Annotated in this window: 18 protein-coding genes; 9 read left to right on the top strand and 9 right to left on the bottom strand. The window is 65.0% G+C overall.

Annotation, left to right across the window (positions count from 1 at the left end; translation table 11 throughout):
* Nucleotides 1-138 precede the first annotated feature (138 nt).
* The 3 genes from N2604_RS22100 to N2604_RS22090 all read left to right on the top strand — a co-directional run bounded on the left by N2604_RS22100 (nt 139) and on the right by N2604_RS22090 (nt 3,147).
* Nucleotides 139-1,179 carry a PrsW family intramembrane metalloprotease gene (locus tag N2604_RS22100; RefSeq protein ID WP_260370337.1) on the top strand — a complete coding sequence of 347 codons (1,041 nt, stop codon included), beginning with the start codon at nt 139-141 and terminating at the stop codon, nt 1,177-1,179.
* Nucleotides 1,180-1,247: 68 nt separating this feature from the next.
* Entirely contained in the window at nt 1,248-1,826 is a 579-nt protein-coding gene (locus N2604_RS22095) for an HdeD family acid-resistance protein (protein WP_260370336.1), read from the top strand.
* 235 nt (nt 1,827-2,061) lie between these two features.
* Nucleotides 2,062-3,147 (top strand): 3-deoxy-7-phosphoheptulonate synthase, encoded by a 1,086-nt coding sequence (locus N2604_RS22090; RefSeq protein ID WP_311739589.1) that lies wholly within the window; start codon nt 2,062-2,064, stop codon nt 3,145-3,147.
* Nucleotides 3,148-3,208: 61 nt separating this feature from the next.
* Here N2604_RS22090 and N2604_RS22085 read toward each other — a convergent pair whose 3' ends face one another.
* The 3 genes from N2604_RS22085 to epmA are packed head-to-tail and all read right to left on the bottom strand — an operon-like array spanning nt 3,209 to nt 5,650.
* Nucleotides 3,209-3,463 carry a hypothetical protein gene (locus N2604_RS22085; protein WP_260370335.1) on the bottom strand — a complete coding sequence of 85 codons (255 nt, stop codon included), beginning with the start codon at nt 3,461-3,463 and terminating at the stop codon, nt 3,209-3,211.
* Nucleotides 3,464-3,506: 43 nt separating this feature from the next.
* The gene (locus N2604_RS22080) at nt 3,507-4,601 is read right to left on the bottom strand and encodes a lysine-2,3-aminomutase-like protein (protein ID WP_260370334.1); all 1,095 of its coding nucleotides are present in this window, start codon (nt 4,599-4,601) and stop codon (nt 3,507-3,509) included.
* Nucleotides 4,598-5,650 carry an EF-P lysine aminoacylase EpmA gene (gene epmA, locus N2604_RS22075; protein WP_260370333.1) on the bottom strand — a complete coding sequence of 351 codons (1,053 nt, stop codon included), beginning with the start codon at nt 5,648-5,650 and terminating at the stop codon, nt 4,598-4,600. Before epmA ends, N2604_RS22080 begins: the two co-directional genes overlap by 4 nt.
* Nucleotides 5,651-5,812: 162 nt before the next feature.
* On the opposite strand from epmA, the gene efp reads away from it, so the two are divergent.
* The 3 genes from efp (at nt 5,813) to N2604_RS22060 (ending at nt 9,094) form a co-directional block, all read left to right on the top strand.
* The gene (gene efp, locus N2604_RS22070; protein ID WP_027572324.1) at nt 5,813-6,379 is read left to right on the top strand and encodes an elongation factor P; all 567 of its coding nucleotides are present in this window, start codon (nt 5,813-5,815) and stop codon (nt 6,377-6,379) included.
* 45 nt (nt 6,380-6,424) lie between these two features.
* Entirely contained in the window at nt 6,425-8,026 is a 1,602-nt protein-coding gene (locus N2604_RS22065; RefSeq protein WP_260370332.1) for a M23 family peptidase, read from the top strand.
* 81 nt (nt 8,027-8,107) lie between these two features.
* Complete coding sequence (locus N2604_RS22060) at nt 8,108-9,094, top strand: DUF808 domain-containing protein (RefSeq protein ID WP_260370331.1); 987 nt, start codon at nt 8,108-8,110, stop codon at nt 9,092-9,094.
* Nucleotides 9,095-9,123: 29 nt separating this feature from the next.
* On the opposite strand, the gene N2604_RS22055 is transcribed toward N2604_RS22060, so the two are convergent.
* On the bottom strand, nt 9,124-9,627 hold the full coding sequence (locus N2604_RS22055) for a cupin domain-containing protein (RefSeq protein WP_260370330.1): 504 nt from the start codon (nt 9,625-9,627) through the stop codon (nt 9,124-9,126).
* A gap of 21 nt (nt 9,628-9,648) precedes the next feature.
* On the bottom strand, nt 9,649-10,134 hold the full coding sequence (locus N2604_RS22050) for a carboxymuconolactone decarboxylase family protein (protein WP_260370329.1): 486 nt from the start codon (nt 10,132-10,134) through the stop codon (nt 9,649-9,651).
* Between the two features lie 54 nt (nt 10,135-10,188).
* On the opposite strand from N2604_RS22050, the gene N2604_RS22045 reads away from it, so the two are divergent.
* A complete protein-coding gene (locus N2604_RS22045; RefSeq protein ID WP_260370328.1) occupies nt 10,189-10,710 on the top strand; it encodes a MarR family winged helix-turn-helix transcriptional regulator in 522 nt (173 codons plus the stop codon).
* A 34-nt stretch (nt 10,711-10,744) separates the two neighbouring features.
* Here N2604_RS22045 and N2604_RS22040 read toward each other — a convergent pair whose 3' ends face one another.
* Complete coding sequence (locus N2604_RS22040; RefSeq protein WP_172789163.1) at nt 10,745-10,996, bottom strand: hypothetical protein; 252 nt, start codon at nt 10,994-10,996, stop codon at nt 10,745-10,747.
* Nucleotides 10,997-11,195: 199 nt separating this feature from the next.
* Between N2604_RS22040 and N2604_RS22035 the strand changes: the two genes are divergently transcribed.
* Complete coding sequence (locus N2604_RS22035) at nt 11,196-12,425, top strand: lytic murein transglycosylase (protein WP_260370327.1); 1,230 nt, start codon at nt 11,196-11,198, stop codon at nt 12,423-12,425.
* 51 nt (nt 12,426-12,476) lie between these two features.
* Here N2604_RS22035 and N2604_RS22030 read toward each other — a convergent pair whose 3' ends face one another.
* Entirely contained in the window at nt 12,477-13,166 is a 690-nt protein-coding gene (locus N2604_RS22030; protein ID WP_260370326.1) for an FMN-dependent NADH-azoreductase, read from the bottom strand.
* A 108-nt stretch (nt 13,167-13,274) separates the two neighbouring features.
* Here N2604_RS22030 and N2604_RS22020 point away from each other — a divergent pair, with 108 nt between their 5' ends.
* Nucleotides 13,275-14,159, top strand: a complete 885-nt coding sequence (locus N2604_RS22020) for a LysR substrate-binding domain-containing protein (protein ID WP_311739588.1) — start codon at nt 13,275-13,277, stop codon at nt 14,157-14,159.
* Nucleotides 14,160-14,303: 144 nt separating this feature from the next.
* Here N2604_RS22020 and N2604_RS22015 read toward each other — a convergent pair whose 3' ends face one another.
* Entirely contained in the window at nt 14,304-15,101 is a 798-nt protein-coding gene (locus N2604_RS22015) for an aldolase (RefSeq protein WP_260370325.1), read from the bottom strand.
* A gap of 95 nt (nt 15,102-15,196) precedes the next feature.
* Nucleotides 15,197-16,006, bottom strand: coding sequence for an SDR family NAD(P)-dependent oxidoreductase (locus N2604_RS22010; protein WP_260370324.1), 810 nt, complete (start codon nt 16,004-16,006; stop codon nt 15,197-15,199).
* Between the last annotated feature and the right edge of the window lie 37 nt (nt 16,007-16,043).

The raw sequence follows: 16,043 nt of genomic DNA, 5'->3' as shown, positions 1-16,043 counted from the left end.
GTGTTCTCCTTCTCGGCAGGGCGGCGCGGATGAACGGCAGCTGCCGCGTGCGTTAAGCGACCCGACAGCAGGCACATGACACATGGTCGCATCGGTGAACGTAGATAAGCGGATCAAGGGAACCTATTTTCGGCGCCAATGTACCTGATCGAAGCGCTCCCCACCGTCATTGGAACTGCCGCCATCGCCCCGGCGCTGCTGATGCTCTGGCTCGTCATCGCCGCCGAAGAGCGCCCCGGCCCGCCGGCCCAGGTCTGGACCGCATTTCTGTTGGGGGCGGCCAGCATTTCGCTCCTGGGTCTTGCCCGCGCCCCGTTCGCCAAGATGGTCGCCGCCCCGGACGACCCCTGGACGGCGCTGGCCATGCATTCGATCTTCGGCGTCGCGCTGCCCGAGGAGGCCGTCAAGGTGATCGCCATCGTGCTGGTCTCCTCCACCAAGCGGCGGACCTTTGCCAATCCGATGGACACGGTGGTCTACGGCGCCGCGGTCGGCCTCGGCTTCGCCGCCTACGAGAACCTTGCCTACCTGGTCCAGCACGCCGACATGTGGCGCTCGCTGGCCGCGCTGCGCAGCGTCCTGACCGTGCCCTTCCACGGCGCGCTCGGCATCATCGCAGGCGCCTACCTGACCATCGCGCGCGCCGGCACGGCGCTGGGCGCGAACCGCCACCATCGCGATTGGGCCCGTCTCTCCAGCCGGCTGTTGATCTTCGCCGGCCCGCTCGCGCTGCATTCGGCCTTCGACTTCCCGCTGCTGACGCTCCAGCGCATGCCCGATCTCGATCCCAGCTTGCGCATGTGGCTGGGCGCGACGAGCCTGTTGATCGGCTTCGGCTCGATCGCCTTCGCCATCCGCCTGGTCCGGCGCGTCGCGCGCCACCATGCGCCGCGGACCGATGTCGCGCGCGAGCGGCTCAGCCAGCTGCGCCGGATGTGGGCGCTGCTGCTCGCCGGCGGCGGCATCGGCTTTGTCGGGCTCGCCTTCGTGCTGACCTCGATACATCACTGGCTGATCAACCCCGAGCGTAATCTGACGCTGGCGCTGATCCCGATTGGCTTCGTCTCGATCCTGCTCGGCCTCGCGCTTCTGATTGTCACAACGGCGATCTACATTCTCGGCCGCAACCGCATCCGCACCAGCGCGGAGGGCTTCTCCTCGGCGCCCGGCGGTACTTGATCCACCGCATGGCGAACGCGCCATCGGCCGACTAGATTGGGATAATCCTCTCGTTCCGGAGCCAGACGATGACATCGCCCGAGGAATTCGCTCGCCTTCAATCCGAGATGAACCAGGCGGTCAAGGCGCATTGGAAAGCTTTTCTGTTCGAAGGCATCCTGCTTGCCGTCCTCGGCATTGCCGCACTCATCCTGCCGCCGCTCGCAAGTCTTGCGACCGCGATCTTCCTCGGCTGGATGTTCCTGATCAGCGGCATCGGCGGACTGATCGCGACGTATTGGGCGCGCAGCACGCCGGGCTTCTGGTGGTCGCTGATCTCGGCTGCGCTGGCCGTGCTCACCGGCATGCTGCTGCTGGCCCGGCCGATGCAGGCCGTGCTGACCCTGACCATCGTGCTCGGCGCCTATTTCCTCGCCGAGGGCGTCGCCACCATCATGTACGCGCTGGAGCACCGCCGCGAGCTCAGCGGCCGCTGGTCGTGGCTCCTGATCTCGGGCCTCGTCGACATCGCGATCTCGTTCATGGTGATCACGGGACTGCCTAGTTCGGCGGAATGGGCGATCGGCGTCCTCGTCGGTATCAACCTGCTGTTCGGCGGTGCCACCCTGATCGGCATGGCGCTGGCAGCACGCAAAAACAACACCTGATACGCGCGTTGCGTCTTGTGCCGTCTTGGGGGGGTGACAAGGCGCCAGCGGCACGCTATATGGCCTTCCCATGATCACCGTCGCCACCAGCTATTTTTGGTACTTTAGCTACGACAGCTCGCTGGCGGCGGGAGGATCGCGCTCAATCTAAAACATTGCAGCAAACGTCCGAACAGCCGCCAGACCTGGCGGCTTTTTGTTGGCCGGCAGGTTCTAAAACAGACAGGAGCCCGCCGTGCTGAGCACGACCGACGATCTTCGTATCCGCGAACTGAAAGAGCTGAGCACACCCGAAGAGGTGATGCGAGAGGTCCCGCGCACGCTCACGGCAACGCGTGTGGTGATGGCCGCGCGCAACGCCATCCACGCCATCCTGAGCAATCAGGACGACCGCCTTCTGGTCGTCGTCGGTCCCTGCTCGGTGCATGATCCCAAGGCCGCGCTCGACTACGCTGAGCGCCTGGCAAAACTGCGCGAGGATCTCGCCGATCAACTCGAGATCGTGATGCGGGTCTATTTCGAGAAGCCGCGCACGACGGTCGGCTGGAAGGGCCTGATCAACGACCCCGACCTCGACGGCAGCTTCGACATCAACAAGGGCTTGCGGCTCGCACGCAACGTGCTCGCGGCCGTGAACAATCTCGGCCTGCCCGCCGGCACCGAGTTCCTCGACATGACGACGCCGCAATACATCGCCGACCTCGTCTCCTGGGCAGCGATCGGCGCGCGCACGACCGAGAGCCAGATCCATCGCGAGCTGGCGTCGGGGCTGTCCTGCCCGGTCGGTTTCAAGAATGGCACCGACGGCAATGTGCGGATCGCGGCCGACGCGGTGAAATCGGCCTCGCATCCCCATCATTTCATGGCCGTCACAAAGCTCGGCCGCTCGGCGATCGCCTCGACCGCCGGCAACGAGGACTGCCACATCATCCTGCGCGGCGGCAGCAAGCCAAACTACGACGCGGCAAGCGTTGCGGCCGCCTGCAATGAATTGACCAAATCCGGCGTTGCCCCGCTGGTGATGGTCGATGCCAGCCATGCCAATTCGAGCAAGAAGCCGGAGAACCAGCTGCTGGTGATGGCCGATATCGCCCGCCAGATCTCGGACGGTGAGAACCGCATCATGGGCGTGATGATCGAGAGCAATCTCGTCGCCGGTCGACAGGATGTCGTGCCGGGCAAGCCGCTCACGTATGGGCAGAGCATCACGGACGGTTGCATTGACTGGGCAACGACGGCGAAGACGCTTGAGCAGCTCGCCGACGCGGTCGAGATCCGCCGCAACACGCAGCGCGCAGGGCTGCACGAGCGGTCAGCCTGACGGATGAAGAGGTTAGAATGGCTCGTTCCTCACCTCTCCCCGAAGGGGAGAGGTGAAAGCCTCAGCAGCCGCGGCAGATGCTCTTGATCTTCCTGTCGAGCGCCTGGTTTTCCTTGCTGAGCGGATCGTTCGCATCGCTCAGATTCTTCTCGCTTGGTACATCGCTGGCACGCGGCTGGCGATGACCGACCGGCGCCGGCAACACCGATCCGGAGGATGCGCCGCTTGATGTCGATCCCTTGGAGCCGCCGGTCTGTGCAACAGCCGCGCCGCCAAGCAAGACCACGAGCGATGCTGCCACCATGATCTTCTTCATGTCCATTTCTCCATTCTCAAATCAGCGTCCATGCCATCGCCACTCATGCCTCGGGCGGATAGAGATGAACGTCGCCGCAATAGTCGACGATACGATAGCGCGTTTCCGATTCCGCTTCACTCGCCTCGCCTGCGGTATTTTGCACCGCCAACACGTAATTCGGCCCAACCGGCGACTTGCCGGCGCCGCCGGGAATGTCGATGACATAGTCCGGCTGACATAGGCCTGACACCCGTCCGCGCAACTGCCGCATCAAGTCCTGCCCCTGCGCCAGCGTCGTTCGCAGATGCGCGGTGCCCGGCGCGAGATCGCCGTGATGCAGGTAATAGGGCTTGATCCGGCATTCGACGAAAGCTCGCATCAAATCCGACAGCGCGGCGATGTCGTCATTGACGCCGCGCAATAGCACGGACTGGCTCACCAGCGGTATTCCAGCATCGACGAGCCGCGCACAGGCGGCGCGCGCCGACGCCGTCAGTTCGCGCGCATGGTTGGCGTGTACCGCGACCCAGGTGGCTGCGCCCGCGACCTTCAGGGCCGCAACCATCTCCGGGCTGACGCGCGCGGGTTCGGCCACGGGGACGCGGGTATGAAGACGGATGATCTTGACGTGATCGATGGCCGCAAGGTCGGCCATGATCTCGCTTATCCGCCGGGGCGACAGCATCAGCGGGTCGCCGCCGGTCAGGATCACTTCCCAGATCTCGCCGTGCGACCGGATGTAGTCGATCGCGGTGCGATAGGCACTCTCCGACAACGCATTGTCCTTGCCGGGGCCGACCATCTCGCGGCGGAAGCAGAAGCGGCAATAGACCGCGCAGACGTGCACGAGCTTGAACAGCACGCGGTCGGGATAGCGGTGCACGATTCCCACGACCGGCGAGTGCGGGTGATCGCCGATCGGATCGGCATTCTCGCCCGGCTGCGCCTCAAGCTCGGCCGAGGTTGGAACGAACTGCCGCGCGATGGGATCGTCGGGATCCGTCGCGTCGATCAACCCGACCAGATCAGGCGTGATCGCCACGGCATAGCGCGCGGCAACGCGTTCGAGCGCCGGCAGCGCCGATGCGGGCGCCAGCCCCTCGGCCACCAGCTCGGCAGGCTCGCGCAGAGTGCGTGCAAGATTGGTCTTTGTCATCTCTCATCCGCAGGCGGTGTCCACACCACCTGATCAATTCGTATCGCGCCGCTCGCCAGCATCACCAGCCGATCGAAGCCGAGCGCGACACCACTCGCCTCCGGCATTGCGGCAACCGCCGCCAGAAAATCCTCGTCGAGCGGATAGGCCTCGCCGTAGCGGCGCTGCTTCTCCGCCATCGATTCCATGAAGCGTTTGCGTTGCTCCTCGGCATCGGTCAGCTCTCCAAAGCCGTTGGCGAGCTCGACGCCGCAGGCATAGACCTCGAAACGTTCGGCGATCCTCGGATCGTCCGTCTTCACCCGCGCCAGCGCCGCCTCTGGAGATGGGTATTCGAACAGGATGGTCAAACGCCCCTGCCCCAGCTGCGGCTCGACGTGCTCGACCAGGACCTTGCTGAAGATGTCCGACCAGGTGTCGTCCTCGGCGACCCGGACCTTTCCCACTGCCGCCGCGGCCAGCGCCGCACGGTTACCCTCACCGCCCGAAATTGTCGACAGCAGGTCGATGCCGGCAAAGTGCTCGAAGGCGCCCGCGACCGTCAGGAGCTCCGGCTCGGCGAAGGGGTCGGCGGTCCGGCCGCGGAAGGAGAAGGTCCCGATCCCGGTCGCCTGCGCCGCACGGGCGATCACCACGACGCAATCGGCCATGATAGCATCATAGGGGGCGCCCGCCCGGTACCATTCCAGCATGGTGAATTCGGGCAGATGCAGCTCGCCGCGCTCGCGGTCCCGGAACACCCGTGCGAATTCGAAAATCCGCGTCTCGCCCGCTGCCAGCAGCTTCTTGCAGGCGAATTCGGGCGAGGTCCGCAGGTATCGGCTGGCCCGGCTGCCGTCGGGCCGCATGATCTCGGTTCGGGGGGCGTGCAGATGGGTCTCGTTGCCCGGAGAGACCTGGAGAACGGAGGTTTCGACCTCCACAAACCCTTGTTCGGCGAAAAACCCCCGCAAAGCTCCGGTCACGGCGCCCCTGGCCTGGAGGAACGGCCGCCGGTCGAGGTGCCGCGAGGGCGACCAAAACGGCGACATCGGCTTGTCCCCAGCCATCAACCGACCGCCCCGGCCGGCAGCAAAGTGCTGGCATCCAACGGCAAAATCAGTATGTTGCGGCCCGAAACGGGCGCCGAGGTCCGATTTGAGGCCCCAAGTCCCCCATCAATTCGACCACGTCCTGGCGGGTGCCGGGCCAAGCAAGCAGGAAATACAGCTTTGAGAGTCATCGCCAGTTCTATTCGCAAGGGCAACGTGATCGAGCAAGACGGCAAGCTCTATGTCGTCGTGAGCGCCGAGAACATCCATCCCGGCAAGGGCACCCCGGTCAGCCAGATCGAAATGCGCCGAATCTCGGACGGGGTAAAGATCTCCGAACGCTACAAGACCACCGACCAGGTCGAAAAGGCCACGATCGAAGAGCGCAACTACACCTACCTCTATGAGGATGGCGACGGCTACCACTTCATGAACCCGGAGACCTACGACCAGGTTCAGGTCTCTAAGGACGTCGTCGGCGACGCCGCCGCATATCTGCAGGAGAGCATGACAGTCAAGCTGTCCATGCACGACACCAACCCGGTGTCGATCGCGCTGCCGCAGCGCGTCACGCTGGAGGTGGTAGAGACCGAGCCGGTGACCAAAGGCCAGACCGCTTCCTCCTCCTATAAGCCCGCGGTGCTCTCCAACGGCGTGCGCACCACCGTGCCGCCGCACATCACGGTCGGCACCCGCGTCGTGGTGATGACCGAAGACGGTTCCTACGCCGAGCGCGCCAAGGACTAAGCGAGCCATCGAGGATCGGAACAGGTACCGCCGGGGGGCGAGGCAGTGGGCAGGAAGAGTTTCCGCTTCGTCTCGCTTCTTCTGGCGCTGCCGTCGCTCCTCTTTACCGCGCCGCTCGCTGCGGATGAGTTCCGCAGCCCCTCGCTGACGGCCCTGCGCGTCGACTGGCGCGCGGCGCTCGACCAGCTTCGCAGCGAGATCAACAGCCGTCCCCAGATTGCGGGCGACTTCATCTTCGCACCGCGACGTTCGGTGCCGCGCTACGATCCGCGCGCGATGCCTGCACTGGTGCAGCTCAACGCGATCTCCTCGCGCTTCTTCACCGGCATTACCCAAAGTCCAGTACCCGTGCTGCTGCCGTTCGACGCCGCCGCGTATGTCGATGCGCAGCGCAGCGGCGCGCCGGCGACGCTCGCGCTGTCGCGCTACCAGGCCGACTTCAATCCCGTCGACATGTTCGATGCCGGTCCTGCCGGCTACAGCGCGACCTTCTCGCTCGAGCCCGGCGCGGGTGACGGCATGCCGAGCCGGGTGTACGCAAGGCCTGTCGAGGTGCAGATCACAGGTTCGGCGCTGGTCTACGACATCGCCGATCCCGCCGGGGGCAAGGGCGAGCCTGTCAAGCCGCTCGCCGCAACCTACCCGGATCTGCGCAGGTTCATCCGGGAAGGCTATGTGCGCTACGCCTTCACCCGCTTCGGCGCCGCCTATGTGGTCTCGATCCAGTGCCTTGACAGTGTCGCGAGGCCGCGGCGGCTCGCCTGCAAGGAGGCCTATCCGGTCGCCGAGCGTTTCCTGAAGGCGCTGCGCATCGCAGGCGGCCAGCGCATGCGGCCATTGACGGACGTAGCATCCAACATCATCGATCGCCCCGCGGTGCGTTCGCCGGATTTCAGCTACCGGCCGAGCGGCGACATCATCCCGAACACCGGCTACCGCAAGCAGGGCGGCCATCCCGACGCAATGGCCTATGCCCAGATCCGCTTTCCGCTGGAGAAGGCGCCCGCCTTCGTGCGCTCGCAATCCTATGGCAAGCGCGACAAGAGCGAAGGTCCGACCGCCTATCCCTGGCGCGACAATTTCTGCGAGTCGCGCAGTTTCGAGGTGTGGCAATGCGGCGGAGGCTACGGCCACCAGGGCGAGGACATCCGCGCCGCCGACTGCCCGCCGTCCGGTGAAGGCCGCGAGCCCTGCGATCCCAAGCGGCGCGGCGTCGTCGCCGTGCGTGACGCAATCGTCATCCGTGGGGCCAAGGACCAGGCCGCGACGCTTCAGGTCAATAGCCGCACCGAGCACATCCGTTTCCGCTACATGCACATGAATCCGCATGCGATGAATGCCGATGGCGTGCTCAATGGCCGCATCGTCACCGAAGGCGAGAAGATCGGCGTGATCTCGAACTACCTCGACCATCCCGCCGGCACGTCAATGCACCTGCATTTCGACGTCCAGGTGTTCACCCGGGACGGCTGGATCTGGGTCAGCCCTTATGTGACGCTGGTCTCGGCCTACGAACGGCTGATCCGCGCGCGCGGCCGCGAGGTCGGCCCGGAGATCGCGGTCACGTCGCAACCGGTGGCCCATGCACTGCCGGAAGACGTGCTCAAGCCTGACTTGCGCGAGGGATCGAGCGCCGAGGAGAACTGAGAGCGCAATCATTCGTTGCCGCAGCGGGCATGAAAGCATCTGGTCGCGCACGCCCCCCGCTCGAACGAAGAAGGACAGGTTATGAGTGTCGGACTGATCGGTCTTCTCGACGACGTCGCAGGGATCGCAAAGGTGGCTGCAGCCTCGCTCGACGATGTCGCTAGCCAGGCTGCCAAGGCTGGCACAAAGGCGGCCGGCGTGGTCATCGACGATGCGGCGGTCACGCCGAACTACGTCATCGGCTTCGCTTCGAAACGTGAGCTGCCGATCGTCGGCAAGATCGCGGTCGGATCGCTGCGCAACAAACTGCTGATTCTGCTGCCGATTGCCCTGCTGCTCGGCTATTTCCTTCCCTCTGCGGTCACGCCGCTGCTGATGCTGGGCGGCGCCTTTCTCTGCTATGAAGGCGCCGAAAAGGTGCTCGAAGCCTTAATGCCGCATCATGCGCACCAGCACGAAGCTCAGCTCCAGCCGATCGCGTTGAATGCCCAGTCGGTCGAGGACGAGAAGGTCGCTGGCGCCATCAAGACGGATTTCATCCTGTCGGCAGAGATCATGGCGATCACGCTGGCAGCCGTCCCGGCGGGCAGCATCTGGACGCAGGCGCTGGTGCTGGCGCTGGTCGGCCTCTTTATCACCGTTGGGGTTTATGGCGTGGTCGCCCTGATCGTGAAGGCGGACGATGCCGGCATCGCCCTCGCGCGCTACGACGGCACCTCACTCGCCGGCGGCGCGGTCCGCTTGCTTGGACGCGCGCTCGTCCGCGGCATGCCCGCTTTCCTGGCGGTGCTGAGCACGATCGGCACCGCCGCCATGATCTGGGTCGGCGGCGGCATCATCCTGCACGGCATCGAGAAGTACGGCCCATCCGCGATCGGCCACACGGTCCATGCTGCAACCGAGGCTGCCGCACATCTCCTTCCATCCGTTGCCGGCATCGTCGAATGGTTGGTCGAGGCAGCGATCTCGGGCGCGCTTGGACTGCTCGTCGGCGCGATTGCCATTCCGGTCGTCCAATACGGACTAGCGCCGGCCTGGAAACGGCTGAGGCGATCGCGGTCTGCCTGAGCACAGCCATCTCGGATGACGCGTGCAGCCTATTCCAGGAACGTCGTCAGCTCCGCGCCCTCATCCGCCACGAACACCGCGATCAACTCCGCGGGCTCGGTCGCGCTGGCATTGGCCGAGACCAGATGCGTCGAGCCCGGTGGCTCGAAGAAGGACTGGCCGACGCCGAACGTCTCGACCGGGCCGCCGCCGAGCTGCGAGCGGATCTCGCCCTTGGTGATATAGGCGGTGACGGATCCCGCGTGACGGTGCGGTCGCGAAAACCCGCCTGGACCGTAGGAGACGCGCACGATGGTGACGCGCTTGCCGGGCACGTTCGGAAGCGCGTAGGAGCCGATCGGCTCGACCTTGTCGAGCGGCGAGCCCTCCGCTGCCGTGGCGCAGAGCGGCGCGAGGGCGCTGGACACACTGTCGATCGTCACCGGCAGAGCTTTGCCGACCGCAAGCGCGCAGACAAATCCTGCGACGACGGCGAACGCCGTCGAACGCGACGGCGCCGAACACTGCACGGCAGAAAGGCTCATGGCTGTCATCGCGATCTTCCCCTCTCTCCGTCAGGACGAAGCTGCAGCCGCAACGGCGGCTGCCGGCCGCTGTGCCGGCGTCCAGCGGAACGCTGCGCCGAAACGATTCCAGACGTTGATCGAAGCAACCGCCGAGGTCAGGTACGTTAGTTCAGTCTCGGAGAATTCGCCGGACGCTTCCGCGTAGACCTCCTCGCTGACGCCATCAGGCAGACAGGTCAGCGCCTCGGCCCAGGCGAGCGCGGCCCGCTCGCGCGGCGAAAAGATCGGCGCCTCGCGCCAGACCGCGACCAGATGGAGCTTGTCGACGGGAACGCCGATCCGTTCCGACAACAGGACGTGGTGCTGCACGCAGAATGCGCAGCCGTTGATCTGCGAGGCGCGCAGCTTGACCAGCTCGAGCAGCTGCTTGTCGAGGCCGGCTTTGGCGGCAAGCTGGCCCAGCGCCAGCACCAGATCATACGCATCGGGCGCGATCCGCTTGAAATCTTCATATTCGCTGCGGGCGTGTGACATTGCCATTCACCTCGGCTTATTATAAGAGCTCAGATATCTTATAAGAGCTCTTATATGTCGCGCAAGACGAATGACGTCACGAGATCGCAATCGGGACGAAAGGCAGTTGAAGACGGCGCGGTGCATGTTCCCGCACCGGGCGAAGGCAAGCGCGGCGAGCAAGGCTATCTCGGCTATCTGCTGCGCCAGGCCCACGCCGCGGTTCGCCTGACGATGGAGCGCACGCTCGCCGATCTCGGCGTGACGTCGCCGCAATTCGCGGTGCTGACGATGCTGAACGCCTATCCCGGCTTGTCGGGGGCCGATGTCGCCCGCCTCACCTTCCTGACCCCCCAGACCGTCGGCGTCATCATCCGCAATCTCGAACGCGACGGCGCGATTGCGATGACGCCTCATCCCGTTCACGGCCGCATCCAGCAATGGACGCTGACGCCGCGGGGCGCGACTCTTTTGAAGGCGTGCCGGCAGCGAGTGCTCGAATTGGAGAAGCGGCTCGCTCGCAATTTGGATTCAAAGGCGGAAACCACGATCCGCCGTTGGCTTGCCGGAATCGCGGCTGACCTTCAGGAAGACTAGGCGGACCGGCATCGCGGCTGTCGCGGCCGCAGTGCTACCCGCCTTTCAAGGCATTCTTGACTGCGCCGTCCGGCCAGGTCTCGTCGGCCGCGATCACCCGCACGCGGGTCTGGTCGGCGGTATTGACCAGCACGTGCGAATTCACCCGCTCACCGCTCGGCTCGAGGCGCAAATCGGTTTCGGGCTTCCAGCTCAGCGTCGTCGCGAGGTCGCCGGGAAAGATCTTCCATTGCGATCCGTCGTCGAGCTCGACGACATGACTTTCCGCATGCGTGCGTATCTTCATTCCACCCCGATGTTTCGATGAACAGACATACGGAAGCCAGGCCCGGCCCGCGGCCGAATCTCCTTCCGGGTGTGGAGGGAATGCGGGAAGAGCGACACTTGTTCCGGTGGGAACAGCCGATGCGCTCAGGCGCGATCCACGCACATTGCCGTTCCCGGAACCGACTCACACGGACCATGTTTCCGGCTAGAATGTGCCCATGAAGCACGCTGATTCCTCGCCCCGTCACACCCGCCGCGCCCTGCTCCAATCGACGCTCGGTGCAGCCGCTTTGCTCGCGTTTCCGACCCGCGCTCTCGCCGCGCCTCCGGGCTTCGACGAATGGCGAGAGAGTTTTCGCGCACGCGCGATGGCAAAAGGTATTTCCGCCGCGACATGGCAGCGCGCGATGGGACGGCTCGAGCCGGACATGAGCGTGTTCGCGCAGATGCGCAACCAGCCCGAATTCCACGAGCAGGTCTGGCAGTACATCAACCGCCGCGTCTCGGACTGGCGCATCATCAACGGCAAGATCGCCCTGAAGAACAACGAGGCTCTGTTCGCCCGCATCGAGCGCGATTTCGGGGTCGAGCGCGGCACGCTGCTGGCGCTGTGGGGCGTCGAGTCCGCCTATGGCGATCCCCTGGTGCAGCAGAACCACATGAGGCCGGTGTTTCCCTCGCTCGCCGCGCTCGCCTGGAACGAGCCGCGCCGCAAGGCCTATTGGGAGACCGAGCTGATCAACGCACTGCGTATCGTCGACAAGGGCTGGAGTACGCCTGACGAAATGCGGGGATCATGGGCCGGCGCGATGGGGCATTCGCAATGGATGCCGGAGGTCTGGCTCAATGTCGGCATCGACTATGACGGCGACGGCAAGGTCTCGCCGTTCGGCAAGCCCGACGACGCGCTGGGCTCGACCTCAAAATACCTCGTCAATCGCGGCAAATGGCATCGTGGCGAGCATTGGGGCTACGAGGTGCGCGCGCCCGGCAACATGAGCGGCAGCCGCACCTATGCAGCTTGGCAGGCAGCCGGTGTGACCCGCGCCGACGGCCAGCCGTTTCCGCAGCCCAACGCATCCGCACAGATGTGGACGCCGGTTGCGGGCGGACCGACCTTCCTGCTCGGACCGAACTTCTATTCGGTGAAGAGCTATAACCCTTCCATGAACTACGCGCTCGCGATCTGCCATCTCGGGGATCGCTGCCTCGGGGCCCCGCCCTTCATCCAGCCCTTCCCGGGCTCCGAGCGTGCGTTGACGCTGGCCGAGGTGCAGGAGATGCAGGCGCGCCTGACCAAGGCCGGTTTCGACACCGGCGGCACCGACGGCCGTGTCGGCAACGATACCATGAAGGCGGTCAAGGATTTCCAGCAGAAGGTCGGGATCGTGCCCGCCGATGGCTACGGCGGACTCAAAGTGCTGGCCAAGCTGCGGCAAACCAACTAGCACGGCTGGAAGCGCCGGCGCTGGCGCCTCCCCCGCAGCTGCAGCCGACCCTTAAGCCGCGTTTCGCTGTTCTGTCAGCTTCAGCAGCTCGTCGACGAGGTCATCCACGGCACGCTCGGCCGCGGCAATCGAGGCCTGCAACCGATCGTCGGCGAATTCGTCGTACTCGACTGCGATGCTGTGGAAGGCCGTGATCCCGATGAAAGCGAACACGTCCCGGACGGCTCCTTCGACATGATTGACGGCGGCCATACGCCCGCCCGGATCGTACCCATAGTCTCCGCGCGAACCGAGCAGGACAAGACGCTTGTCCATGCCCGCAAGCAGCGGCGAATATGGATTGTCCGGACATGATCGGTCGAAGCCGAACGTGCGTCCGACCCGAACAACCTTGTCTATGTATGCCTTGAACTGCGCTGGCACACCGAAGTTGTACATTGGCACGCCCGCGACGATCAGATCAGCTGAGATCAACTCGTCGACCAGCGCATCGCTTTCCGCCAAAGCCTCTCTCATCCATGGCTCGCGCCGATCGGGCTTCGCGAAGGCCGCCTTGACCCAGTCGTCGGTCACCGGCCTCGGTGCGAAGCGACCGAGGTCGCGGCTGACGACGCGATCCCCCGGCCGCGACTGTAGCCATCGTTGGACGAAACGCTGAGTCAGACGCCTGGTATGCGAACCACGCGGATTTGCATCTGAAGGCTCTGACCGCGCGCTTGAATCGATCTGTAGCAGTTGCATTGCAGAACTCCTCTCATCTGTTTGCCCAATAGAAAGGATCGGGTCCCGTCGTTGACAAACGAAAGTTGCTCAGCTTATGGATGAACTGCATTCATCCTCGAGTTCGCGATGAGAAGGCTTCCTCCGCTGGCGGGATTGCGTGCATTTGAAGCGGCGGCACGTCACCTCAGCTTCAAGCGCGCCGCCGATGAGCTTCACGTCACGCCGACCGCGATCAGCCATCAGGTGCGACAGCTGGAGCAGACGGTCGGGGTCAGGCTGTTCGAACGTCGGGCGCGGCAGGTTCTGCTCACCGCGGAAGGTCAGGTCCTGCTTCCGGTCCTGCGCGACGGCTTTGATGCGTTTGCGCGTGTTCTGGAGGGATTGAGCCGGAAGCGGCGCCGTGCGGTGGTCACACTTTCAGCGACGCCAGCTTTCACAGCCAAATGGCTGGTGCCGCGTCTTCCTGGGCTCCGAAAGAGCAGAGCCGACATTGATCTCACATTGCTTGCGACCTTGGAGGTGGTCGATCTCAATTCGACCGCGGACCTCGCACTTCGCTACGGTTCCGGTCCTTACCCCGATCTGATCGCCGAGCCGCTCACGGTCGATCGTTTCGCGCCGGTGGTCAGTCCGCGCTTGGGCATCCGAAGACCGAGCGACCTGCGCTCAGCAACGCTGCTACATTTCGACTGGCACCGTCGTGATGCCCGAAATCCGACCTGGCGGCGCTGGCTCAAGACGGCCGGCATGAACGACGTTGATGCGCGCGCCGGCGTGCGTTTCAGCGATGAAACCCATGCCATCCAGGCAACCGTCGCCGGCGCTGGTGTCGCTTTGCACAGTCTTGTGCTCGTCGCCGACGAACTTTCGCAGGGAACGCTGGTGGCACCATTCGGGCCGGAGCTGGAAGGCTTCTCGCTGCACTTGGTCCGCAGCCCCGACCGGCCGCTCACCGAGCCGGTCGAGGCTGTACGACACTGGCTGAAGTCAGAGTTCGACGCGGCCCGCTGATACGCAGCGCAGCTCAAGCGCGCCCGGCACCCCGCCGGCGTTCATGCCGCCATCGATGACGAGAGCCGCACCTATGCGGCGTGGCTTGCTGCACGATGGATTCCGGGCTCGCGCTTCGCGCGCCCCGGAATGACATCCTTGCTTTCAGTGCCGATATTGCGGCTCTTCCGCATCGAGCTGCCGCCGGATCGCGGCGAGATGCAACCGAGCGGATTCGGAGTCGCCCTCGCGCATCTGCCTGTAGGTCTCGGTCGCGACAGCGGGATCGACCGGCAGCACTTTCCGTCCCGTCGACATCGCCAGCACCTGCACCTCGGCGGCGCGCTCGAGATAATAGAGATCGTCCCAGGCTTCCGCGATGGTCGGCGCCAGCACCATCACGCCGTGATGCTTCATGAAGACGATGTCGGCGTCGCCGACGGCGGAGGCGATGCGTGCGCCTTCGCGGCTGTCGAGCGCGAGGCCGTTATAGTCGCGGTCGACCGCGGTGCGGCCGTAGAATTTCAGCGCGGTCTGGCCGGCCCAGATCAGGGGATCGCCCTCGGTCATCGACAGTGCCGTGGCATAGGGCATGTGCGTGTGGAAGGCGACCTTGGCGCGCGGCAGCAGCCTGTGCAGCTCGGCATGGATATAGAAGGCAGTCGCCTCGGGCACGCCCTCGCCGTCGAGCACGTTGCCATGGAAGTCGCAGATCAACAGCTTCGACGCGGTCAGCTCGCGAAAGGCGTAGCCGTAGGGGTTGACGAGGAAGAGGTCGTCATGGCCCGGCACGACCGCCGAAAAGTGGTTGCAGATGCCCTCCTCAAAGCCGTTGCGCGCGGCCATGCGGAAGCAGGCGGCGAGATCCTCGCGCGCGGTGCGGATCGCGTCGGTGGCAAGATCCGGCCGGTTGGAGCGGAACGGCGCGGGCGCGGGTGAGGACGCGTGAAGGCTGTGCGCCATGGCGAGGGTACCTCTGTCGGTTGGCAGTTGCCCATGTTGTACAGGGGCTGCGCCATCGCGTCAGCCCCTCCGCCCGCCACCCTGGCCTGCGTCGCTCAAGCGCGCCGCGGCACCCCGCCGGCGTTCATGCCGCCGTCGATCACGAGCTCGCTGCCGGTGACGTAGCGCGAGGCATCGGAGGCGAGATACAGCACGCCCGAGGCGATCTCCGCGGCCTGGCCGGCACGACCAAGCGGCGTGACGACCCGCGCGCGCTCCTCCGGATCGATCGGGGCGTTCTGGCCGGCGCCTACCGCCCCCGTCGGGATCTTGCCCCAGATCGGGGTATCGATGATGCCGGGATGAACCGAGTTGACGCGGATGCCGTCGCCCGCCGCCGCGCACTCCATCGCGATTGACTTGGCGAACAGCCGCACTCCGCCCTTGGTCGCCGAATAGGCCGACAATCCGGGCGAGCCGCGCAGGCCCGCCAGCGAGGACATCATGACGATCGAGCCGCCGCCGGTCTTGCGCATCAACGGCAGGCAGTGCTTGACCGAAAGAAACACACCATCGAGATTGATCGCATTCTGCCTGCGCCAGTCAGCGAGCGTCATGTCGACGATCGAAGGCACGGAAATGCCGATGCCGGCGTTGGAGACGAGGACGTCGAGCCGGCCGAAGCGCCTTGCGATCTCGGCGACGATCTCGATCCAGCGCTCTTCGCTGGTGACATCCTGCTCCAGAAAGATCGCCTTGCCGCCGGCCTTGGTGATCCGCCTGGCGAGCTCGGGGCCTCTCAGCTCGTCGATGTCGGTCGCGATGACCGTAGCGCCTTCGCGCGCGAACAGCTCGACGATAGCCTCGCCAATGCCGGAGGCGCCGCCCGTCACCAGTGCGACCTTGCCCTCAACCTGCCCTGCCATGCTCACTCCCTTTTTTGTTGTTTGAGCAACCTACTTC

This window comes from Bradyrhizobium sp. CB1015, assembly GCF_025200925.1.
Lineage (GTDB): Bacteria > Pseudomonadota > Alphaproteobacteria > Rhizobiales > Xanthobacteraceae > Bradyrhizobium.
The sequence above is the reverse complement of the archived record's forward strand: the minus strand, read 5'-3'. Positions and strand labels throughout refer to the sequence as shown.

Bases quoted from the DNA above. Each gene is read 5' to 3' on its own strand.
- N2604_RS22100 (WP_260370337.1), top strand. From the start codon at position 139: ATGTACCTGATCGAAGCGCTCCCCACCGTCATTGGAACTGCCGCCATC.
- N2604_RS22095 (WP_260370336.1), top strand. From the start codon at position 1,248: ATGACATCGCCCGAGGAATTCGCTCGCCTTCAATCCGAGATGAACCAG.
- N2604_RS22085 (WP_260370335.1), bottom strand. From the start codon at position 3,463: ATGAAGAAGATCATGGTGGCAGCATCGCTCGTGGTCTTGCTTGGCGGC.
- N2604_RS22080 (WP_260370334.1), bottom strand. From the start codon at position 4,601: ATGACAAAGACCAATCTTGCACGCACTCTGCGCGAGCCTGCCGAGCTG.
- epmA (WP_260370333.1), bottom strand. From the start codon at position 5,650: ATGGCTGGGGACAAGCCGATGTCGCCGTTTTGGTCGCCCTCGCGGCAC.
- N2604_RS22060 (WP_260370331.1), top strand. From the start codon at position 8,108: ATGAGTGTCGGACTGATCGGTCTTCTCGACGACGTCGCAGGGATCGCA.
- N2604_RS22055 (WP_260370330.1), bottom strand. From the start codon at position 9,627: ATGACAGCCATGAGCCTTTCTGCCGTGCAGTGTTCGGCGCCGTCGCGT.
- N2604_RS22050 (WP_260370329.1), bottom strand. From the start codon at position 10,134: ATGTCACACGCCCGCAGCGAATATGAAGATTTCAAGCGGATCGCGCCC.
- N2604_RS22045 (WP_260370328.1), top strand. From the start codon at position 10,189: ATGTCGCGCAAGACGAATGACGTCACGAGATCGCAATCGGGACGAAAG.
- N2604_RS22040 (WP_172789163.1), bottom strand. From the start codon at position 10,996: ATGAAGATACGCACGCATGCGGAAAGTCATGTCGTCGAGCTCGACGAC.
- N2604_RS22035 (WP_260370327.1), top strand. From the start codon at position 11,196: ATGAAGCACGCTGATTCCTCGCCCCGTCACACCCGCCGCGCCCTGCTC.
- N2604_RS22030 (WP_260370326.1), bottom strand. From the start codon at position 13,166: ATGCAACTGCTACAGATCGATTCAAGCGCGCGGTCAGAGCCTTCAGAT.
- N2604_RS22020 (WP_311739588.1), top strand. From the start codon at position 13,275: ATGAGAAGGCTTCCTCCGCTGGCGGGATTGCGTGCATTTGAAGCGGCG.
- N2604_RS22015 (WP_260370325.1), bottom strand. From the start codon at position 15,101: ATGGCGCACAGCCTTCACGCGTCCTCACCCGCGCCCGCGCCGTTCCGC.
- N2604_RS22010 (WP_260370324.1), bottom strand. From the start codon at position 16,006: ATGGCAGGGCAGGTTGAGGGCAAGGTCGCACTGGTGACGGGCGGCGCC.